This is a genomic window from Streptomyces sp. NPDC016562 (assembly GCF_043076955.1).
Classification (GTDB): domain Bacteria; phylum Actinomycetota; class Actinomycetes; order Streptomycetales; family Streptomycetaceae; genus Streptomyces.
Genome location: NZ_JBIBRZ010000001.1, coordinates 764,713 through 787,225, shown reverse-complemented (window position 1 = coordinate 787,225; position 22,513 = coordinate 764,713). Strand labels below are relative to the sequence as shown.

Here is a 22,513-nt window from a genome sequence, read left to right as displayed (position 1 = left end):
GCGTGCCCGGAGGGTGCACGGACGGCGCGGAGCGGGTGGCGCACGGATGGCGCGGAGCGGGCGGCGCACGGATGGCGCGGACGGGCGGTGCACGGACGGCGGGACCGCGTCGCGCACGGATGGCGGGACCGGGCGCGAAGCACCTCGGCGCGTGCGGGAGAATGGAGCACGGAATGCATCCCCCGGGGAGACCCCCCGGAACACCGGCCGGGGCGGCAGCCGGCCGGGTAGACGTGAGGCGGAGTTTTCGTGACCCGGATCGTGATCATCGGCGGCGGACCCGGCGGGTACGAGGCGGCCCTGGTAGGGGCCCAGCTCGGCGCGGAGGTGACCGTCGTCGACTGCGACGGCCTGGGCGGGGCCTCGGTCCTGACCGACTGCGTACCGTCCAAGACGCTCATCGCGACCGCCGAGGTCATGACGACCTTCGACTCGTCGTACGAGGAGCTCGGCATCGTCGTCGCGGACGACACCCCGCCCCTGGAGCAGGCCGCGCGCGTCGTCGGCGTGGACCTCGGCAAGGTGAACCGGCGCGTCAAGCGCCTCGCGCTCGCCCAGTCGCACGACATCACCGCCTCCGTCACCCGGGCCGGTGCCCGCGTGGTGCGCGGCCGCGGCAAGCTCGGCGGGCCGCAGGGCATCGACGGCACGCGGGACGTCATCGTCACCGCCGCCGACGGGTCCGAGACGATCCTGACCGCCGACGCCGTACTGATCGCCACCGGCGGCACCCCCCGCGAGATCCCCGACGCGATGCCCGACGGCGAGCGCATCCTGAACTGGACCCAGGTCTACGACCTCGACGAGCTCCCCGAGGAGCTCATCGTGGTCGGCTCCGGTGTGACCGGCGCCGAGTTCGCCGGCGCGTACCAGGCCCTCGGCTCCCGCGTGACCCTGGTCTCCTCCCGCGACCGCGTGCTGCCGGGCGAGGACCCCGACGCGGCCGCCGTGCTGGAGGACGTGTTCCGGCGCCGCGGCATGAACGTCGTGGGCCGTTCGCGCGCCGAGTCCGCCAAGCGGGTGGGCGACCGGGTGGAGGTCACCCTCTCCGACGGCCGCGTGCTGAGCGGCACGCACTGCCTGATGGCGGTCGGCGCGATCCCCAACACTAAGAACATGAACCTGGAGGAGTCCGGCGTCCGGCTCAAGGACTCCGGCCACATCTGGACGGACAAGGTGTCGCGCACCTCCGCACCGGGCGTGTACGCCGCCGGTGACGTCACGGGCGTCTTCGCGCTCGCGTCGGTCGCGGCGATGCAGGGCCGCATCGCTATGTACCACTTCCTCGGCGACGCGGTGGCCCCGCTGAACCTGAAGACGGTCTCCTCGAACGTCTTCACCGACCCGGAGATCGCCACCGTCGGCTACACCCAGGCCGACGTGGACGCCGGCAAGATCGACGCACGGGTGGTGAAGCTGCCGCTGCTGCGCAACCCGCGGGCCAAGATGCAGGGCATCCGCGACGGCTTCGTGAAGATGTTCTGCCGTCCGGGCACCGGGATCGTGGTGGGCGGCGTGGTCGTCTCCCCGCGCGCGAGCGAGCTCATCCACCCCATCTCGATCGCGGTCGACAACAATCTGACCGTCGAGCAGATCGCAAACGCGTTCACCGTGTACCCCTCGCTGTCGGGCTCGATCGCCGAGGTGGCCCGCCAGCTGCACACGCGGAAGGCCGCCGGGGAGGCGTAACCGCCGCGTGGTGCAGGGGGTTTGGGGCGGGACGCCGTCCCGTGGCCGGTCGTTCACGCAACCGTCCTGCCGCGTATACCACTAGTCGTCCCCCCGTACGGACAACTTCGGTGTATCGGCGCAAGGAGCTGAAAGTAGACGGTCGTTGGGGTTACTGTCAGTTTCGTGTTCGCTGCAGAACGTCGCCAATTGATCCTCGAAATGGTGCGGGCCAACGGAGCGGTATCGCTCCGGGAGCTCGCCCGCGTCGTCCAGACCTCCGAAGTGACCGTACGGCGTGACGTGCGGGCACTGGAGGCCGAAGGACTCCTCGACCGCCGGCACGGCGGTGCGGTCTTGCCGGGCGGTTTCACGCGGGAGTCCGGCTTTCCGCAAAAGTCCCATCTCGCGACGGCGGAGAAGACCGCCATCGCCGATGTCGCGGCCTCCCTCGTCGAAGAGGGCGAGGCCGTCGTCGTCGGCGCGGGCACCACGACCCAGGAGCTGGCCCGCCGGCTCGCCCGGGTGCCCGGACTGACCGTCGTCACCAACTCGCTGCTCGTCGCCCAGGCGCTGGCCCATGCCAACCGGGTGGAGGTGGTGATGACCGGCGGCACCCTGCGCGGGTCCAACTACGCCCTCGTCGGCAGCGGCGCCGAGCAGTCCCTCCAGGGGCTGCGGGTCTCCCGCGCCTTCCTGTCGGGCAGCGGTCTGACCGCCGAGCGCGGCCTGTCGACGTCCAACATGCTGTCGGCGAGCGTGGACCGCGCGCTGGTCCAGGCGGCGGCGGAGGTGGTGGTCCTGGCGGACCACACGAAGCTGGGCACCGACACGATGTTCCAGACGGTGCCGACGGACGTCATGACCCGCCTGGTCACGGACGAACCCCCGCCGCACGACGACCGCGCGGCCACGGAGCTCCAGGCCCTGGCGGACCAGGGCGTCCAGATCACGGTGGCGGGCTCGGGCATGCCGGGCACGGCGTCCGGGGACGGAATCCCGCCGGGCCGCAGGCCCCGCCGCGACACCCCCCTCCCGGTCCAGCGCCGCGGCGGCGCGACGGCCCAGCTGCGCAGCACCTCGCCGCTGTCGGAGCCGGGGGAGCGGGAGCGGGAGCGGGCCCGGGTGGCGGACATGCGGCGGCGCTGACGCGGCTCGGCCGGGAGACCCGATTGAGCAGCAAGGGGCCGGCCCGCGACCGGGCCGGCCCCTCACTTTCTGGCGCGCTAGACGGTTTCCATCTCGAAGCCGTACAGGTCCTTCACGTTCCTCGCTATTTCCTCGCCTCCCAGCCTGGGGAGTGTCGACTCCCACCAACTCCGGTCGCCGGGAACGTTGAATCCTCCTCGGATGACCTTCCTGAATTCATCGTCAATTCGATGGACTTCGGCCGCGAACCATTTGATTTCAGGGGTTGCGCGGCCCGCCGGATCGTCGAGCAGGGATTGTAGGAATCTCCTAATAGAGATTTCGTCCCAGTATTCAAACAGGGTTGCTTCATAGCCGTCCCGGCAGTCCTGGACGAATTCCTCCCACATCTCGATCGCTCGAGACGGAGTGGTAGGGCCGCGGCGGCCAGATCTTTCGAGGACTGCCCGGTACCGGTTGAGAAACAACATCATTTGTCCTTCATGGTCCATCGCCGGAAGTATGACAGGCCCTCTTGAGGTCGGAAGAAGGTAGAAATGCTTCCGCCGCTGTTGAGGTATCCATAGTATCCAGTGGCCGGATCGAACCGGTGCATACCACCGCTCGAAGTCCGCACCGAGATGGAACCGTCGGGGCCGTCCCCGCTCATGAAGTCACGGGCCGCTTCCCGGTAGGCGCGCTTACCGCCCATGTGATCGAACTCCGGCATGTCGGCTTCGACAGCCTTCGGTTCACGCTGTTTGCCCTTTTTGCGGCGGACGTCGACGCCCTTGACGTGCTTGGCGTAGTGGTCGTTTGCCGACTGGGTGGAATTGAAGTCGGGCCGGTTGTCGCAGTTGTGAACCAGTACCGGAGTCGAGCCTGCCAGCACGTAGTAGGTGTGCTCGCTCGCGACGGTGAGGTTGCGGACCTTATTCTGCTGAGTCCACCGCTTGACCTCGGTGACCTGAACCCAGGTACCCGCCGAGGTCTGGAGCCATTGACCGGCCGTGAGGTCGGTGGCCTTGAGCCACTGGTCCAGAGCCGGGACCCAGAACGGATGGCCGTCGGTCGCGGTCAGGAATTCGGTCGCGTCGCCCTTTGCGCCATCGGTGTCGATCGTGATCTGGACCAGGTTCTTCTGGCCCTCGCCGATGATTTGCGCGACGACCGGCTGAGCCGTGGTGGCACCGGAGTCGGCATTGGCGGCCACGACCTCGTCGCCGATGGCGACGTCCTCGATGGGCTTCGACGAGCCGTCTGCCATGAGGACATTCGTGCCGGGAAGGAAGCTATTGCAGGTTCCCTTCTCAGAACCGCCGCTGTCGGAGTCCTTACCGTCCGACTTCTTCGGGGCGTCGCCCTTCTTCGTCTCGGAGGACTTCGACGCCTTGCCGTCGTCGTCGGCCTTCTTGGACTTCGTCGCAGAAGACTTGCCCTGCTTGGCAGCCGTCGCCTTGGCCTCGTCGGCCTTCTTGGCGGCTGCGGCTGCTGCCTCCTGGGCGGCTCTTCGAGCCGCCGCGGCTTCTTCCTCCAGCTTTCTCGCTCGCTCGGCGGCTTCCTCTATCTGGCGTTTCCACTCGGCCAGGTCCTCGGCGTACTTGGCCATCGCCTGCTGGTAGCGCTCGACCCGCCTGAGGATGTCGCGTGCCAGCGAGAGTTTCTGCGACCAGCTGTTGAAGGCCTCCCAGGCCCGGTCCAGTGCCTTGATGATGCGCTTGGCACGGCCTGCGAAGGGAAGTGCCGCGTCCAAGGCGAGGCCAGCGCATGCGCCCCAGTCGCCGCCCAGGCAGTCGCGGATGTCGTTGTAGCCCGAGACGTCCTTCAGGATGCCCATGGCGACTTCGAGCGCGATGTCCAGGGCGCTCTTGCCCTGGATCATGTTGGCCCAGGCGGCCTCCGCGTCCGAGAAGTCCTTGATCGGCATCGTGGGAGGCGCGATCGACAGGCCGCTGGGGTCGCTGAACGTCACCGGCGAGTTGTTTGCGTAGACGTACGGGTTCTGCTGCTTGGGCTCGTCGTAGTCGACCACAGGGTCGACCGACAGGAACCGGCCCGTTGCGGGGTCGTACTCGCGAGCGCCCAGATGTACCGTCCCGATGGACTCGTCCACCTCGCCGCCGACGAAACCCTTCTTGCCGGGCCACAGCGAAGGGGCTGCTCCGCGGACCTCGCCGTACGGCGTGAACTTCCTGCGGGTGACCGCCGAGGTCTTGGTGTCGACCGCGGTGGTCGCAGTGCCGTTCTGATCGCCCATCAGGTAAGACGTGGAGATCACGCCGTCCTTGGCCGTTTTGACCATCGTCGGGCCGGCCGGGTGGGCGTAATAGCGCGTGCCCTCCAGCTTGCCCGCCGCCGTCAGCTTGACCTCGGTGCCCGGCAGGTACAAGGTGGTGCCGGTCTTGTCACGCTTGATCAGGCGGTTGCCGCCGGCGTCGTAGACGAATCCGGTGGAGTCCGTTCCCTGCGTGACCTTTTCTAGCTGGCCGGTGCTGTTCCAATCCAGGGTCTGCGTGTCGCCCTGTATGGTCCGCGTCTTGGTGTTGCCCGCCGCGTCGTACGTGTACGACTCGGTGCGCGAACCGCCCGGTCCGGTGGTGTCGACCTTCTTCAGCCCATTGGCGGCAGCCTGTCCGGGAGTTCCGTAGGCGTACGCGCGGGTGACGTCCTTGGTGATGTCACCGGTGGGGGAGTGCTGGACGTCCTTGGTGCGGTTGCCGGCCGCGTCGAAGCTGTACGAGCTCCAGTACGGGTTCGGGCCGCCGACCTGGGGCCTGGAACCGGGACCGGACGCGTTCGGCTGGGCCGCGCAGTCGTCCGTGGCTGTCCAGGCCTCGTTCATCCGGCGCAGGTAGTCGTACGCGAAGCACTGCACGTCCGCAGTGGCGGTCGGACCCTCCTTGTCGGTGATCTTGAGGATGTTACCGATGGCGTCGTAGTTGAACGACGTGTCGTTGATCCGGCTGGGCGACTGCTCCTTGTCGTTGACGGTCCGCGTGAGGCGGCGCGTCTGCTCGTCGTAGAAGTTCGTCGTGTACACCTGGGAGCCAGCAGGACCGGCGTAGGTGCGCAGCACGTCGCCCATGGGCGAGTAGTCGACCTTGTCGACGAACGTCTGCCCCTCGATGCCCATCATCGTGGGCAGCTCAAAGTGGTTGTACTGCATCTCGGTGAGCTCGATGGGCAAGCCGGCCACGGCGGGCTGCTCCGTCCACTCGGTCAGACCGGTGTTGGGCCGGTAGCCGGTGCTGAACTGGTACGTACCGCCAAGGGCTCCCTCCGAGGACGGGATAGTGATCTTCGTACCCGTCGGGCGGTACTCGGTGTCGTATGCCGTCACCTCTTGGGTGTACGCCTTGCCGTCCACGTAACGCGTTGCGGCCACCGGAAGGCCGATGGCACCCGGCAGAGTGTCGTACGTGGTGGAGGTCAGCTTGGGACCCGTCACCGAGCCCTCGTGCACCGCGATCATCCGACCGAGGGCGTCGTACTCGGGCGCAGTGACCTTGCCGCGTGCATCGGTTACCGATTCAATCCGGTCGCCCTTGCCGTAGGTCATGGTCGTCGCGCCCTTGTCGGGGTCCGACTGCCTCGTCTGGCGACCACGCAGGTCGTACTCGAAGCCCCACTTGTCGCCCGCCTGGTTGACGACCGACTCCAGCATGCCGCGCTGGTTGTAGGTGTACAGCGTCTTGTCGTACGCGCCCGTCGGGGAGTCCGACTTGAAGAAGCGCAGCTCCGTCTTGCGGCCCGCGCCGTCCAGGAAGGCCCGCGTCGGGGTCTCGCCCTTCGGGGGGTCGACGGTGATGTTGTCGCCGCCGTACGAGGTGGTCGTACGGGAGGTCTCCACACCGAGCTTGCGCGAGATCTGGGCGGTCGAGCGGCCCGAGCCGTCGTACTCGGTCACCGTCGAGGACGGGACCTCGTTGTCGTTCGGGGCGAACTGCACGGCCGAGGCCGTACCGGCCGTGTAGTAGGCGCCGTTGGACTTCCAGACCTGGCCCAGGCTGTTGTAGAAGGTGTCCGAGATGACCCGACCACCGCCCAGCGCCTCCATCTGGGTCTGGCGGATCCGCAGGCTGCTGTCGTAGATGTCGTAGCTGGTGCGGTAGGTGCCGTCGTCCAGCAGCGCCTTGTTGGTGATGACGACCGGACCGTCGGTGCGGACGTCGTACGAGAACATGCCGTTCGGCGACTTGGTCGCCGGGCTGCGGGACGGCGACCACACCTTCGTCAGACGGCCCAGCGCGTCGTACTGCATGACCTGGCGGCGGCCGTTGGTGTCCTGCTTGGCCAGGATCGAGCCGCGGCCCTGGTCGGTCTCCGTGGTCTGGGTGTGACCGACGGAGTTGGTGGTGACGACCTTGGTGACGATCTGGCCCGAGGCCGGGGTGTAGTCCAGCTTCGTGGTCTTGCCGAAGACGTCCGTGCTGGTCTTCGGGCGGCCGTACGCGTCGAAGGTCGCGCTGCCGTCCACCTGGTAGAGCGGGGTCGTGCCGGAGTATCCGGTCAGCGACTCGGTCGACTGCACGTTGCCGGCCGCGTCGTAGTTCATCCGGACGTCCGAGGTGACGTCCGCCGGGCGCTGCACGCCGATGGCGTCACAGGCCTTGGCGACCGTCTCCACCCGCTTCTGGCGGGCGATGATCCAGCGGGTCTCGTCCGCGTCGTACCAGTAGCGGGAGCAGCTGTCGTCGGACGGGTCGGCGACGTCGCCGAGGTTCGACACCGACTGCGCGAAGCCGCGGGTGTCGTACTCCGTCTTCATCGCCGTACGGCGCCAGCCGCGCCCGTCCGACAGCAGGATGCGGGAGTTGACGCCCGTGGTCTGCTGGACGAAGGACTGCTGGGGCTCGATGTCCTCCTCGGCCGTCTCGCCCTTGCGCAGGCGGGTCGCCGTGGGGCCGTGGAGCCACGGGGTGTACGTCGTGGCCGCCTCCAGGGCGCCGCCCTCGCCGTTGTACGCCAGGACCTCGCGGGTCTGGCCGGCGAAGAGGCGGTGGTCCGCCATCTCGACGCCCTCGGAGTCCTTGACCTTGACCGACCGGGTACCGCCCGCGGGGGCGAGGCGGTCGCCGTCGAGGCCGCGGAAGAAGAGGGTCTCGGTCATCGAGCGCTTGTCCGGAGCCGCGCCGATGTACGTACGGACCCGCTCGTAGCCGCGCCACTGGGACCAGGTGCGCGTCTTGGGACGCATCATCTCGGTCTCGTCGTCGAACGCCCACGCCGGGTTTCCGAGGAACTCGTACTCGGTGCGCCGCGACGGCGAGTTGCCGTTGCGGTCGTCCTCCTGGACCCAGTCCACGACGTGCTTGTGGAACCAGTCGGTGGAGTAGATCTTCCTCTCGTGCGCCGGATCGGTGGGATCCGGCAGCTCCGAGACCACCGGGAAGCAGCGCAGCGTGTTGGTCTCCGGCGAGGCCGGCATCACGCGCGGGTCGGCGGCCCGGCACTGGGTGTCCTTGTAGTGCGCGAGGATCGTCGAGCCGGTCTCGGTGTCGATCGCCTCGATGCGGTAGCGCTTGTAGGCGGGCTTGCCGTCGCCCAGGCCGTCCACACGGTTGTCGAGCTGCTTGCCGCGGAACTTCACCGGCGGCAGGTCGATCTGGGCGCCGTTCTTGCCGGAGTGCTTGATCTCGGCGAGCCACAGCGGGTAGTCCGTGCCGTCACCGGTCATCGGGAAGGTCTGGGTCAGCGCCCAGGTGTCGACCGGCTTGTGCGCGGTGCCGTTCCACACGAAGGTGCTGACCTCGGTCAGCCGCTTGCGGGTGAAGAAGGTCGGGGTGAACCGGCCCTTGCACTCCTCGCCCGCGGCGCACAGCTGGTCGCCGGGGGTGTCGGGCCACTCCTTGGCGATGGTCCAGTCGACCTCCGGCTTGAGCTTCGCCGGGTCGCAGTCGAACGTCGTCGTGGTGAGGCAGCGTTCGGCGACCTTGAAGTTCACCTGGGCCGGGGCGCTGGCGAACAGGTTGTCGCTGCGCAGACCGTACGAGATGTGGTCGAGCCAGCCGGACCGGTCGTACGCGCGGGCGGTCGAACCGCCCGCGATCTTGTAGTTCGAGCCGTAGTGGTTGACCTCCTTCTGGTACCAGTACGTCATCGCGTTGCCGCGCGGGTCCACGACGTAGTCGAGGTTCCAGCGGTACGCCTGGTCGCAGACGGCGTCGGCGAACACGGCGGTGTAGCAGGGCTCACCGGGGTGGTTGCCGTAGACCGGGACGTTCCAGGTGGAGTTGGTGACGGGCTTGCCCGTCGCCCAGCCCGCGAGCTTGTTCAGACCGAAGTAGAACTGGATGCCCTGCGGGTTGGTGAACCGCCAGTGGTCACCCTCCTTGTCGCCGTTCTGCGCGCCCTGGAGCAGCTCGATGCGCGAGCCGTCGTCCTTGGCGGGGCGCCACTTCTTGGTCGTGTCGTCCAGGACCAGCTGCGTGGAGCCGCCGTTCAGGGACATCGTGACCATCGGCGCGCCGTGGCACAGGTCGCCGGTGTCGTCCTTCGGGTTGTTGTACCCGGAGTCCTTGCGCTTGTCCTGGCTGCACGGGACGTAGCCCCGCTCGATGTAGTTCGAGGCCAGGTCCCAGCCGTCGCCGACCCAGGAGGTCTGCTGCGCCGAGGCGTTGGTGCGGCCGTCGATGTTGGAGCTGGAGTAGCCCAGCGACAGCGACGGGCTCGGACCGCCCAGGGAGGCGGGGATGTCCAGCGGGTAGGACCAGGAGAAGTCACCCGCGGAGCCGCCGGCCTGCCAGGAACCCGACGGGCTCAGGGAGGTGGCCTTGTACGTGCCGTTGGCGCCGTCGGCGCCCGGGGACGCGGCCAGCGTCATCGCGCTGGACGCGGTGGCGGCGGCCGGGCCCGCGGCGGGCGCCGACAGGAAGGACTTGCCCGTGGCCGCGGCCGGGGCGGTCTTGGCCGGGGCGTCGAAGGTGGCGACGAGCCTGCCGGTCTCCGGGTCGTTGCGCGTGGTGACCGGGCGGCTGCCCTGGCACTGCGCCAGCTGCGGGGTGGTCAGCGCACACGTAGGGATCGCCGTGAAGCGCAGGCGGGAGCCCCAGCTGCCGCCGTACGCGTTCTTGAACGCGGCGTAGTCGAGCTCCACCGAGACCGGTGCGGCCGAAGCGCCCGCGTCGGTGCGGTCGACCGAGAGGAGCACGCTGTTCGCCAGGCCGGCCCGCTTGGCGGCGGCCTGGTCGAGCAGGTCGACCTTCAGCTTGACGTCGGTGGGAGCGCCGGCGGCCGGAGCGCCGGCGGCCGGAGCCGCCGCCGCGCCCGCCGAGCGCTGGAGGGCGGCGGGCGCCTTCGCGGGACCCGCGGCGGAGACCGAGACGGGGAGCGTGCCCGCCTTGACCCCGCGGCCGGGCACCGCGATCCCCGGGGCGAAGACCCCGAAGGCCGAGCTGGAGGCGGACTTCAGGGGGGTGACCGATGCGGCCGCGGCGGCCGGCAGCGTGACCTCGGCCGAGCCCGCGGCGGGCCAGGCGACCTTCGGGGCGCCCTTCCAGGCCTTGGTCTGCGACTCGGCGGGCCCGGCCGCGGGCTTGCCCTTGACCGGCTCGCCGTTGACCTTGGTCAGCTTCTGCTTGCCGGGCAGCGAGGGCCCGGTGGCGGCTGCCGCGTCCAGGGCGGTGAGCCCCGTCGTCATCATGGCGACGGCCAGCAGGGGTATCGGCCACCGCCAGACACGTCTCAAAGGCGCACGCATGAAGTGCGCCTGGGAACTTTTCAAAATTCGAACACTCCGGATCTGACGGCGCGGCTCACAGGTTTCCGCGCTATGGGGTAATCGCGCTGAACCTAACAGTGGGCCATACCCGTCCCGAAAATGGGGCGGTTTTTCGGAAGTCAGGGCCCCTGACGTCTGTGCTGGTCACGGCGCTATGCGGACTGCGATATTCGGAATTTCTAATTCCGCGCGCCCATCTGATAAAGGGGTCGCAGAACGCGCTTGGGAGGGGGTTACCTTCGCGTGTAGCCTCGGTCGGCTGCTACAAATCAATCGAACGCAGACGACCTCTCGCCAAAGAAGGCGCCGAAAATCGGCCATTGGCGCAAGGCTCGACCGATTGTTTTCGGCCATTCCCGCGGGATCCGCCGAAACCGACCCCCGAGGACTCAGTCAGTGAGACCCTTCCCGACGCGCCCGCGCGTCGCCGGACCGCCGTCCCGCAGGGCGCCGGCACTCACCCTGGCGACCGCCCTGGTCGCCACCCTGATCGGCAGCGCGGTTCCCGCCGTCGCGGCCGCAGCACCCAACGCCCCCACGACCCAGAAGTCCAAGGCGGCGACGCCCACCGAGGCGGAACTCACGGCCAAGGCGACCGCCGAGGCCAAGCGCACCGGCAAGCCCGTCGAGATCACCTCGCAGCGCTCCGAGGACGAGGAGATCTGGGCCAACCCGGACGGGACCTTCAACTCCGAGCGGTCGCTGGTGCCGACGCGCGTCTACCGCGACGGCAAGCTCGTGCCGGTGGACACCGGCCTGAAGAAGCTGAAGGACGGCCGGATCGCGCCCAAGGCGACCCGCAGCGAGCTCACCTTCTCCGGCGGCGGCAACGCCCCGCTGGCCACTCTGCGCAAGGACGGCCGCGACGTCACCCTGACCTGGCCGACGCCGCTCCCGGCGCCGACGCTGGACGGGAACAGCGCCACCTACGCCGACGTCATCAAGGGCGTGGACCTGCGGGTCGCCGCGGACGCCACCGGCTTCTCGCACCAGCTGGTCGTCAAGACCCGTGAGGCCGCGGCCAACCCGGCCCTCGCCTCGCTCAACTTCGGGCTCAAGGGCAACGGCGTCACCGTCCGCAAGGACGCGAACGGCGAGCTCCAGGCCGTCGACCCCGCGGGCAAGACCCTGTTCAGCTCCGCCAAGCCCCAGATGTGGGACTCGGGCGCCGACCGGTCCGCGGCCCCTGCCACGGCACCCGCGGCTCCCACCGCCAAGTCGCTCGCCGAGTCCACCGCGAAGACCACCGCGGGCGCCCAGGCCCCGGCGGCGGACGCCCCGGCCCCCGCCCCCGCCCCCGCGGCCGCCGGCGGCGCGCGCGCCGTCGACGGCATCGACCTCGGCAGCCGGCAGGCCGACCTCGGCGTCGAGCTGAAGGGCGACAAGCTCACCCTCACCACGGACCGCAAGCTCCTGACGGCCCCCGACACCGCCTTCCCCGTCGTCATCGACCCGGTGTGGCGCGACGACTGGAAGTCGGCCTGGGCGGTCGCCTACAAGCACAACGCGATCTCCGGTTCCGCCGACACCAACTACTGGAACGGCGGCACCCTCAGCAACGACGCCCGCGTCGGCTGCGCCAAGGACGCCGCCAAGAACTACGCGGTGGTCTGCGCCAAGACCTTCTTCCAGATCGGGATGGGCGAGCTCCACGGCAAGCAGATCCTCGACGCCACCTTCCGCATCCAGCAGAAGTCGGCCGGCTCCTGGAGCTGCAACTCCGGCGACATCCAGATCTGGGACACCGGCACCATCACCCGGTCCACCACCTGGAACAACCAGCCCAACTGGTCGCGTCTGGTGGACGCCTCCGGCCAGTCCTACGGCGGCCGCAACTGCCCCGGCGACAGCGACACCATCGAGCTGAAGGTGACCTCCGCGGTCGCGGACGCGGCCCGCTGGAACTGGCCCGCCTGGACCATGGGCCTGAAGTCCGCCACGGACACGGTCGACGTCTCCTGGCGCAAGATGAACCCGGACAGCGCCCGCATCTCCACCCAGTTCAACACCCTGCCGTACCCTCCGGCCGCGCGCTCGATCAACCCGTACGTGGCCTGCACCGGCGGCCAGATGGGCACGTCGGACGAGGTCGTGCTGAGCGCCCGCATCAGCGACGCCGAGGACAACGCCCTGAAGGCCGAGTTCCACTACTGGAACCCGGAGAACTACGGCGGCACCCTCAAGACCGCCAAGGTCGACGTCGCCAACGGCAACGTCGCCCTCCTGCGGATCCCCGCCTCCCAGCTCACCGGCACGAACTACCGGTGGGACGTGCGGGGTCTCGACGCGTCGGGCGCCGGCCCGTGGGCCGGGCAGTGCGCGTTCAGCATCGACCACACCCGTCCCAGCAAGGCCCCGGGCGTCACCTCGGTGCAGTACCCCGCGGACAATCCCGACAACCCCACGTTCGCGCGTACCGAGGGCACCTTCACCCTGACGGCCAACGGCGTCCTCGACGTCACCCGGTACCAGTGGACGACGATCGACGACCCCACCCCACGTACGGTCACCACGACCACCCCGGGTGGTTCGGCGGTGATCAAGTACACCCCGACGGCCGCCGGTCCCCAGTCCCTCTTCGTCTGGAGCCTGGACGCGGCGGGCAACCGCTCCGACGCCACGGCCTACCTCTTCTACGCCAAGCGCCCGCTCGAACGCGACAAGCACGGCGACGTCAACGGTGACGGCGCGACCGACATCTGGAGCATGGACCAGGGCGCCGGCCGCCTGTGGATGGTGCCCGGCAAGGGCGTCGGCACGTTCGGCGAGCCCCGCCAGGTCAAGGAGAGCAGCTTCGGCAACGCCGTGTCGCTGACCCAGTGGGGCAGCTGGAACGGCGGTGACTTCTACGAGGACCTCGTCGTCCTGAAGCCCTCGGACGCCGACCCCAACACCAACATGCTGTACGCCTACCTGGGAGCCGGCGACGGAGAGCTCCAGGCGGGCGACGCCGCCCGGGTGGAGCTGAAGACCCGGTACGCCGAGGACAACCACTGGGCCCAGGCCCAGCAGGCCGTGGCCATCGGCAGCGTGAACGACGACAACCTGGACGGCGTGATCGGCGAGGACGACCAGCCCGACCTGCTCGTCAAGGAGGGCGCCAACCTCTGGCTGTACTTCGGTACCGCCACCGGCAGCCTCACCCCGCGGGGCCTCGACCCCATGCTGCTCGGCAACGCCGACTGGCAGGACATGACCCTGAGCGCCCCCGGTGACCTCAACGGCGACGCGCTCCCGGAGATCTGGGCCCGCTCCAAGACCACCGGCCTGATCCACCAGTACACGAGCCGCAAGACCACCGACGCCACGGCGAAGGCGGCCATCGACCTGACCGTCTACACCGACCCGGCCGCACGTTCCGCGTCCATCGGCACCGGCTTCACGGGCGCCGCCTGGCCGCACCTGGCCAGCCTCGGCGACTTCGAGAAGGACGGCTTCCCCGATCTGTGGTCGCGTGACAACAACGGCGTGATCAGCGAGTTCCCCGGCCGTCAGCCGGTCAACGGCTCGGCCTTCGGGCCCGCCAAGCAGATCGCCGTCAGCGGCACGCCGTGGACCACCTGCGAGAAGGTCGCCTCGGCCGTCTCCGCCACCACCACCCACGAGCTGTGCGGTCCGATGCTGGCGAAGTTCCGCGCCAAGGGCGGCACCACCGGCGTCGGCAAGCCGTCCGGCGCCGTCACCACGACGGCCGACGGCGGCAAGTTCGCGCACTTCCGCAAGGACGGGGCGACCGGCGACCGGGCCTCCATCTACTGGCACCCGACCACCGGTGCCTGGCTCGTCGTCAACGGCATCCGTGACAAGTGGATGAGCCTCGGCGCCGAGAAGGGCTTCCTGGGCTACCCGACCTCCGACGAGAACGTCACCTTCGACCAGGGCGGCGCCTTCACCACCTTCACCGGTTCCGGCGGCGCCGGCGCCGTCTACTGGGCGCCCGAGTTCGGCTCCTGGTCCATCCACGGCACCATCTACCGCAAGTACCTGGCGACCGGCGGTCCCGGCGGCTGGCTCGGCTACCCGACCACCGACGAGACCAACAACGCCGACGGCATCGGCCGCTACAACCACTTCCGCCACCGCGGCCAGACCTCCGACACGGCGTCCATCTACTGGACGACGACCACCGGCAAGGCCTGGTCCGTACGGGGCTCCATCCGCGCCAAGTGGGTCTCGCTCGGCGCCGAGAAGAGCTTCCTGGGCTACCCGCAGTCGGACGAGTACGACGTCTACGGCGGCCCCCGCGAGGACTTCAAGGACGGCACCTACATCCGGCACAACCACACCACCGGCGTCAGCGTCGAGCACAAGGCCAACGACCGCACCGCCGACAAGCGCACCGACCTGTCGGGCGACTTCAACGGCGACGGCCTGTCCGACACGGCCACCGTCTACGACTACGGCAGCGACGCCGTCGCGCTGTACACCCTCCAGGGCAAGGCCGACGGCGGCTTCGGCGCCCCGGTCCTCGGCTACAACACCAACAAGGGCAACTGGAACAACTCGCACGCGCAGTGGACCAGCGGTGACTTCAACGGCGACGGCCGCGACGACCTGGCCGCGCTGTACGGCTACAGCGACGGCGCCAACGGCCTGTTCACCTTCCTCGGCAACGCCGACGGAAGCTTCACCTCCCTCGGCCGCAGCGCGTACGTGACCCCCGGAAACTGGGTCGCCACGTCAGGCAAGATCTTCGCCGGTGACTTCAACGGCGACGGCCGCGACGACGTGGGCATGATGTACGACCACGGCAGCTGCAACACGGGCGTCCACACCTTCGTCGCGAAGGCGGACGGCACGTTCAACGCCTCCTTCGGCAGCTGGTACTCCGGCAACGGCAACTGGTGCTGGAACGAGTCCAAGCACGTCACCGGTGACTTCAACGGGGACGGCCGGGACGACATGCTCGCCCTGTACGGGCACGGCAACGGGGCCGTCGAGATGTACACCCTGCTCGGCAAGGCCGACGGCGGCTTCGCGGCGCCCGTGCGCTCCTGGAACCGCGCCGCGGGCCTGTGGGACTACAGCCGCAGCAAGCTCACCTCGGGCGACTACAACGGCGACGGCCGGGCCGACGCCGCCATCATGTACCGGTATGACAACGGCCGCTCGGCCCTGTTCACCTTCACCGGCAGGCCCGACGGCGGGGTGAACGACGACTTCCAGAGCTGGAGCAGCCCGGAGCAGTCCTGGTACCTGGAGAACACCGGGAACCCGGTGTCCGGCGACATCAACAAGGACGGCCGCGACGACGTCGCGATCATGTACAACTACTACGCCGGAGGCACCGCGCTCTTCACCTTCAAGGGCCGCACCGACCGCACCGACGGTGCCTTCGAACCCCCGCTGAAGAGCTGGGAGGTGGCGCCCGGCATCTGGTAACACCGGTGCGCGCATGACATGACATGACATCGGCCCCCAGGACCCGTTCGGGTCCTGGGGGCCGACTGCGTTCTACGAAACCTGCCGGAGATCAGTCCTTGATCTCGCAGATGGTGGCGCCGGAGGTCACCGAGCCGCCGATCTCGGCGGTGAGGCCGACGACGGTGCCGGAGCGGTGCGCGTTGAGCGGCTGTTCCATCTTCATCGCTTCGAGCACGACGATCAGCTCGCCCTCCTCGACGCGCTGGCCCTCCTCGACCGCGACCTTGACGATCGTGCCCTGCATCGGGGAGGCGAGGGTGTCGCCGGAGGCCGCGGGGCCGGACTTCTTGGCCGCGCGGCGCTTCGGCTTCGCGCCGCCCGCGGCGGCCGTGCGGGCCAGGGTCATGCCCAGGGAGGACGGCAGGGAGACCTCGAGGCGCTTGCCGCCGACCTCGACGACCACGGTCTCGCGGCCCGGCTCGTCCTCGGTGTCGTCCGCGGCCGGGGCCGTGAACGCGGGGATCTCGTTGACGAACTCGGTCTCGATCCAGCGGGTGTGGACCGTGAAGGGTCCCTCCGCGGGGGCGAAGGCCGGGTCGGTGACGACGGCGCGGTGGAAGGGGATGGCGGTGGCCATGCCCTCGATCTCGAACTCGGCGAGGGCGCGGGCGGCACGCTGCAGCGCCTGCTCGCGGGTGGCGCCGGTGACGATGAGCTTGGCCAGCAGGGAGTCCCAGGCCGGGCCGATCACCGAGCCGGACTCGACGCCCGCGTCGAGGCGGACGCCCGGGCCCGTCGGCGGGGCGAACTTCGTCACGGTGCCGGGGGCGGGCAGGAAGCCGCGGCCCGGGTCCTCGCCGTTGATGCGGAACTCGATGGAGTGACCGCGCAGGACCGGGTCGCCGTAGCCGAGCTCCTCGCCGTCGGCGATGCGGAACATCTCGCGGACCAGGTCGATGCCCGAGACCTCTTCGGTGACCGGGTGCTCCACCTGGAGGCGGGTGTTGACCTCCAGGAAGGAGATCAGGCCGTCGGCGGCGACGAGGAACTCGACGGTGCCGGCGCCGACGTAGCCGGCTTCCTTCAGGATGGCCTTGGAGGCCGCGTACAGCTCCGCGTTCTGGGCCTCGGTCAGGAACGGCGCGGGGGCCTCCTCCACCAGCTTCTGGTGCCGGCGCTGGAGGGAGCAGTCGCGGGTGGAGACGACGACCACGTTGCCGTGCGAGTCCGCCAGGCACTGGGTCTCGACGTGGCGCGGCTTGTCGAGGTAGCGCTCGACGAAGCACTCACCGCGGCCGAAGGCGGCGACGGCCTCGCGGACGGCGGAGTCGTAGAGCTCGGGCACCTCTTCGAGGGTGCGGGCGACCTTCAGGCCGCGGCCGCCACCGCCGAAGGCGGCCTTGATCGCGATCGGCAGGCCGTGCTCCTTGGCGAAGGCGACGACCTCGTCGGCCCCGGAGACCGGGTCCGGCGTACCGGCGACCAGCGGGGCGCCGGCGCGCTGGGCGATGTGGCGGGCGGCCACCTTGTCGCCGAGGTCGCGGATCGCCTGCGGCGGCGGGCCGATCCAGGTCAGGCCGGCGTCGATCACGGCCTGGGCGAATTCGGCGTTCTCGGAGAGGAAGCCGTATCCGGGGTGGATGGCGTCGGCTCCGGAGTCGGCTGCGGCCTGGAGGACCTTCGAGATGTCCAGGTAGCTCGCGGCCGGGGTGTCGCCGCCCAACGCGAAAGCTTCGTCGGCCGCGCGGACGTGCAGAGCGTCCCGGTCCGGATCGGCGTAGACGGCTACGCTCGCGATCCCGGCGTCCCGGCAGGCCCGAGCAACGCGGACAGCGATTTCGCCACGGTTGGCGATGAGCACCTTGCGCACGATGGCTCCCTCCTTGAAAACAAGCTGAGTTTAGGGACAGCCCACACGGCCTTACGACCCTTCCCCGGTGGTGAGCTTGCCCACACAGAGTGTGATGCGAGGCCCGCTCCGCCGGGGAACCCTTGTGGCGCCCCAGGTCAGGGGGATCCCCGACTGCACAGTAACCCCGCGATGTAGCCAAGGTCTCTGTCCCCCCGGTCAGCGGCCCCGGGTGATTCTTTGTCGAGTCCCTACGAACCGCCCGCGATTTCTTTGCGGGCCGGATCGGAGTTGCCCCCCGTTTACCGCCGAGTAGCTTCGCCGTCCGCCGGGCGAACCGGGACAACACCGTACCCACAGCGGCGCGGCCCGCCCCGGCCCGGAGGGGCAGTGGCGCCCGGCGTGTCCCGGCCGGCCCCGCGCAGTTGGGCCCGATGCCTTGCCCACGGGGCTACCCGTTAGTAGCCTCCAGGCGTCGAACACGCTCGTACGAACACGCTCGTGACGGACACGTGAGGGGTGGGGACCATCGTGCTGCGAAGACTCGTGGCCGGGCTGGCCGCGATCGTGCTCGTCGCGGAAGCGGCCGTGCTCGTGCTCGTCCACGTCGTCCTGGGCAAGACCACCGCGAGCCAGTCGATGTCCATAGCGGGCAGCGACCCTGACGTCATGTCCGTGGCCACCTATGCCCTGGGCGCGGGCATGGGCGCCTTCCTGCTGCTGTGTGCCGTGCTCTGCGCCGCCGCCGCACTGCGCGACCGGGCCCCGGGCCGCTTCGCCCGCGTCGTGCTCGTCACCGCCGCGGTCACCCACGGACTGCTCGGCACCCTCGCCGTCGTCGTGGTCGGCTGGGGGGCCTTCGCGGCGACCACGCTGATCCTGTGCCTGCTTGTCCTGATCCTGATGCTCTACCCCGCCCGGCGCGAGGACCCGACCGGGCCGCCGCTGCCGCCGTTCGGAGAGCTCAAGCCCACAAGTCCGTGATCGACACGCCCAGTTCCCCCAGCAGGGAGCGCAGCAGCGGCATGGACAGCCCGATCACGTTGCCGTGATCCCCGTCGATGCCGTCGATGAACGGAGACGACAGCCCGTCCAGGGTGAACGCCCCGGCCACGTGCAGCGGCTCGCCGCTCGCCACGTACGCCGCGACCTCCGCGTCCGTGGGCTCCCCGAACCGGACCGTCGTGGACGCCGTCGCCGAGACCTGCCGCCCGTCGACCGTGTCGATGACGCAGTGCCCTGTGCGCAGGACGCCCGACCGGCCGCGCATCGCCTTCCAGCGGGCCGTGGCCTCCTCGGCGTCCGCGGGCTTGCCGAGCGCCTCGCCGTCCAGCTCCAGCACCGAGTCGCAGCCGATCACCAGGGCGCCCGCGGCCTCCTCCAGGCCCGCCACCACGGCCGCCTTCGCCTCGGCGAGCGCCAGCGCCAGAGCGGCGGGCTCGTCGTGGTTCAGGGTGTCCTCGTCGAAGCCGCTGACGATCACGTGCGGGGCGAGCCCGGCCTGCCGCAGCAGGTTCAGCCGGGCGGGCGAGGCGGAGGCGAGGACGAGCGGGCGCGCGGGCGTGGCAGTCATGCCGGCCATCGTAGGCGCGCGGCGGGAGCCCCCGGAACCGGCCCACGCCCCGCGCAGCCCTCTAGAACCGGCCCATGCCCACGCCCAGGACGTACACCACCACGAGCATGGCGAGGGCGAGCACCACGGTCAGCCGCCGGATCATCGCCTGCACGTCGCGCATGTCCTCGGGCGGCTCGTCTTTCGGGTCGGACCAGAGCATGTTCCGATACTGGCCCGGAGACGGGTGTGGCGCCTGAGTACCCGTACTCAGGCGCCACCACCCGTTCACGTCATCTTCGCCGGCCCGGCTAGCCGGGCCAGTACGTACGGCCCCACGCGCGCGGGCCCGGCTGCAGCCCGCGGCGCCGCGCCACCCGGGCGGGCGCCGACCACTCGTCCGCGACCACCGGGGCGAGCGACGGTGCCGAGGCCAGCGCCGCCGCCCGCGCCTGGACCACCGCCAGGGCGGCGGCCAGCTCCTCGGGGGTCGGGTTGCCCTTGACGACCTTGATCACCACAGAGACCTCCTGGAGGGGCTAGAGGGGGATGTTGCCGTGCTTCTTCGGCGGCAGGGACTCCCGCTTGGTGCGCAGCTGCCGCAGCCCCTTCACCACGTGCGCCCGCGTCTCGGACGGCATGGTCACCGCATCGATGTATCCGCGCTCGGCGGCCGTGTACGGGTTGAGCAGCGCGTCCTCGTACTCGGCGATCAGCCGTGCCCGGGTCTCCTCCACATTGTCCGCCTCCGCGATGGTCCTGCGGTGCAGGATGTTCACCGCGCCCTGCGCGCCCATGACGGCGATCTGCGCCGTCGGCCAGGCCAGGTTCAGGTCGGCGCCCAGGTGCTTGGAGCCCATGACGTCGTACGCGCCGCCGAAGGCCTTGCGCGTGATGACCGTGATCAGCGGGACGGTGGCCTCGGCGTAGGCGTAGATCAGCTTCGCGCCGCGCCGGATGATCCCGTTGTACTCCTGGTCCGTGCCGGGCAGGAAGCCCGGTACGTCCACGAACGTCAGCACCGGGATGTTGAACGCGTCGCACGTGCGGACGAAGCGCGCCGCCTTCTCGGAGGCGTTGATGTCCAGGCAGCCGGCGAACTGCATCGGCTGGTTGGCGACGATGCCCACCGGGTGGCCCTCGACCCGGCCGAAGCCGGTCAGGATGTTCGGCGCGAACAGCGCCTGCGTCTCCAGGAACTCCCCGTCGTCGAGCACGTGCTCGATCACGGTGTGCATGTCGTACGGCTGGTTCGCGCTGTCCGGGATCAGCACGTCGAGCTCGCGGTCGAGGTCGGAGACCTCGGTGTCCGCCTCCTCCGGGAAGGCCGGCGGCTCGGAGAGGTTGTTCGACGGCAGGTACGCGAGGAGCGACTTCACGTACTCGATCGCGTCCTTCTCGTCGCCCGCCATGTGGTGCGCGACGCCGGACGTGCTGTTGTGCGTGCGCGCCCCGCCCAGCTCCTCGAAGCCGACGTCCTCGCCGGTGACCGTCTTGATGACGTCCGGGCCGGTGATGAACATGTGCGAGGTCTGGTCGACCATGACCGTGAAGTCGGTGATGGCGGGCGAGTACACGGCGCCGCCGGCGCAGGGCCCGACGATCAGGCTGATCTGCGGGATCACGCCGGAGGCGTGGACGTTGCGGCGGAAGATCTCGCCGTACATGCCGAGCGCGCTGACGCCCTCCTGGATGCGGGCGCCGCCGGAGTCGTTGATGCCGACGAGCGGGCAGCCCGTCTTCAGGGCGAAGTCCATGACCTTCATGATCTTCTGGCCGTAGACCTCGCCGAGGGCGCCGCCGAAGACGGTGAAGTCCTGCGAGAACACGGCCACCGGCCGGCCGTCCACCGTGCCGTAGCCGGTGACGACGCCGTCGCCGTAGGGGCGGGTCTTCTCCAGCCCGAAGTTGGTGGAGCGGTGCCGGGCGAACTCGTCCAGCTCGACGAAGGAACCCTCGTCCAGCAGCAGGGCCACCCGCTCACGCGCCGTCAGCTTGCCCTTGGCGTGCTGCTTCTCGACAGCACGCGCGGATCCTGCGTGGGTGGCTTCGTCGATGCGGCGCTGCAGATCCGCGATCTTGCCCGCGGTGGTGTGCATGTCGATCGGCTCTGACGGATGTGACATCGGGGTCGCGGCTCCCTGCGTGGTGTCAACTGCCTGGTCAATTGATTGACTACTGCTGGCTACTGGTGCGTAGCGTATCGGCGGGCATGGCGCTCGGCAGTGCGGCGTTTGACACACCTACATTGGGTTGCATGACGCCATCAGATGCATCAGCAGGAGCTTCCACCGGTCGCTGGTCCAGCCTGGAGCGGCCGCCCCTGAACGCCGAGGGGCTGCGGCGGGCCCTCGTCACCGAGGGCGGGCTGTGGACCTCCCTGGAGGTGGTGGACTCCACCGGGTCCACCAACACCGACCTCGCCGCCCGGGCCGCCCAGCTGCCCGAGGGGGCCGTGCTCGTCGCCGAGGAGCAGACCGCCGGTCGCGGGCGGCTCGACCGCAGCTGGGTCGCGCCCGCCCGGTCGGGGCTCTTCTTCTCCGTCCTGCTCAAGCCGGGCGCCGCGGTGCCGCAGGAGCGCTGGGGGTGGCTGACCCTGCTCGCCGGTGTGGCCACCGCGACCGGCCTGTCCCGGGCCGCGGGCGTGGACACCTCCCTCAAGTGGCCCAACGACCTGCTGGTCACCGTGGACCGCGAGGAGCGCAAGGCCGGCGGGATCCTCGCCGAGCGGGTGGCCGACGGGATCGTGATCGGGATCGGGCTCAACGTGTCCCTGACCGAGGACGAGCTGCCCGTGCCCGCCGCCGGCTCCCTCGCGCTGGCCAAGGCCTCCGTCACCGACCGGGACCCGCTGCTGAGGGCCGTACTGCGCTCCCTGGAGCAGTGGTACGGGAACTGGCGCGCGGCGGGCGGCGACCCGGCGGCCAGCGGCCTGCAGGAGACCTACGCGGCGGGCTGCGCCACCCTCGGCAAGCACGTCCGCGCGGAGCTCCCGGGCGGCCGCACCCTCACCGGAACGGCCGAAGCGGTGGACACCGACGGCCGCCTGGTGATCCGTACGGCCGAAGGCGTCCACGAGGCCGTCGGCGCGGGCGACGTGGTCCACCTGCGCTCCGTCCACTGACGGCCCGGTTCCGCCGGGGAGGGGAGTGAGCTACGGCACACCTGCCGTATGGTTTAGGCGATCCCGGTGCTCGTGGTGATCAACCGGTTCGCAGGGCAGTGCGCACGG

General features: G+C 69.9%; 12 protein-coding genes. 5 read left to right on the top strand and 7 right to left on the bottom strand.

Annotated features, from left to right (window positions below; all coding sequences use genetic code 11):
- Positions 1-249 precede the first annotated feature (249 nt).
- Both ACF059_RS03565 and ACF059_RS03560 read left to right on the top strand, forming a co-directional pair.
- Positions 250-1,689, top strand: a complete 1,440-nt coding sequence (locus ACF059_RS03565; RefSeq protein ID WP_360897427.1) for an NAD(P)H-quinone dehydrogenase — start codon at positions 250-252, stop codon at positions 1,687-1,689.
- A gap of 165 nt (positions 1,690-1,854) precedes the next feature.
- Positions 1,855-2,817: a DeoR/GlpR family DNA-binding transcription regulator gene (locus ACF059_RS03560; RefSeq protein WP_392050792.1), complete on the top strand. Its 963-nt coding sequence runs from the start codon at positions 1,855-1,857 to the stop codon at positions 2,815-2,817.
- A 77-nt stretch (positions 2,818-2,894) separates the two neighbouring features.
- On the opposite strand, the gene ACF059_RS03555 is transcribed toward ACF059_RS03560, so the two are convergent.
- Both ACF059_RS03555 and ACF059_RS03550 read right to left on the bottom strand, forming a co-directional pair.
- Positions 2,895-3,308: a hypothetical protein gene (locus tag ACF059_RS03555; RefSeq protein WP_392050789.1), complete on the bottom strand. Its 414-nt coding sequence runs from the start codon at positions 3,306-3,308 to the stop codon at positions 2,895-2,897.
- Positions 3,287-10,495: an RHS repeat-associated core domain-containing protein gene (locus ACF059_RS03550; protein WP_392050786.1), complete on the bottom strand. Its 7,209-nt coding sequence runs from the start codon at positions 10,493-10,495 to the stop codon at positions 3,287-3,289. Before ACF059_RS03550 ends, ACF059_RS03555 begins: the two co-directional genes overlap by 22 nt.
- A 417-nt stretch (positions 10,496-10,912) precedes the next feature.
- Between ACF059_RS03550 and ACF059_RS03545 the strand changes: the two genes are divergently transcribed.
- Positions 10,913-15,898 (top strand): FG-GAP-like repeat-containing protein, encoded by a 4,986-nt coding sequence (locus ACF059_RS03545; protein WP_392050782.1) that lies wholly within the window; start codon positions 10,913-10,915, stop codon positions 15,896-15,898.
- A gap of 91 nt (positions 15,899-15,989) precedes the next feature.
- On the opposite strand, the gene ACF059_RS03540 is transcribed toward ACF059_RS03545, so the two are convergent.
- Entirely contained in the window at positions 15,990-17,750 is a 1,761-nt protein-coding gene (locus ACF059_RS03540; protein ID WP_392050779.1) for an acetyl/propionyl/methylcrotonyl-CoA carboxylase subunit alpha, read from the bottom strand.
- Positions 17,751-18,260: 510 nt separating this feature from the next.
- On the opposite strand from ACF059_RS03540, the gene ACF059_RS03535 reads away from it, so the two are divergent.
- Complete coding sequence (locus tag ACF059_RS03535; RefSeq protein WP_392050776.1) at positions 18,261-18,713, top strand: hypothetical protein; 453 nt, start codon at positions 18,261-18,263, stop codon at positions 18,711-18,713.
- Here ACF059_RS03535 and ACF059_RS03530 read toward each other — a convergent pair.
- From ACF059_RS03530 to ACF059_RS03515, 4 genes are all read right to left on the bottom strand, one after another.
- A complete protein-coding gene (locus ACF059_RS03530) occupies positions 18,694-19,302 on the bottom strand; it encodes a nucleoside triphosphate pyrophosphatase (RefSeq protein ID WP_366868308.1) in 609 nt (202 codons plus the stop codon). The two genes, ACF059_RS03535 and ACF059_RS03530, sit on opposite strands and share 20 nt — an antisense overlap.
- Positions 19,303-19,363: 61 nt before the next feature.
- Positions 19,364-19,504 (bottom strand): morphogenic membrane protein MmpB, encoded by a 141-nt coding sequence (gene mmpB / locus ACF059_RS03525; protein ID WP_361950804.1) that lies wholly within the window; start codon positions 19,502-19,504, stop codon positions 19,364-19,366.
- A gap of 88 nt (positions 19,505-19,592) precedes the next feature.
- The gene (locus ACF059_RS03520; protein ID WP_360902840.1) at positions 19,593-19,799 is read right to left on the bottom strand and encodes an acyl-CoA carboxylase epsilon subunit; all 207 of its coding nucleotides are present in this window, start codon (positions 19,797-19,799) and stop codon (positions 19,593-19,595) included.
- 21 nt (positions 19,800-19,820) lie between these two features.
- Positions 19,821-21,407, bottom strand: coding sequence for an acyl-CoA carboxylase subunit beta (locus tag ACF059_RS03515; RefSeq protein ID WP_360902766.1), 1,587 nt, complete (start codon positions 21,405-21,407; stop codon positions 19,821-19,823).
- A 131-nt stretch (positions 21,408-21,538) separates the two neighbouring features.
- Between ACF059_RS03515 and ACF059_RS03510 the strand changes: the two genes are divergently transcribed.
- Positions 21,539-22,405 (top strand): biotin--[acetyl-CoA-carboxylase] ligase, encoded by an 867-nt coding sequence (locus ACF059_RS03510; RefSeq protein ID WP_392050773.1) that lies wholly within the window; start codon positions 21,539-21,541, stop codon positions 22,403-22,405.
- Positions 22,406-22,513 lie beyond the last annotated feature (108 nt).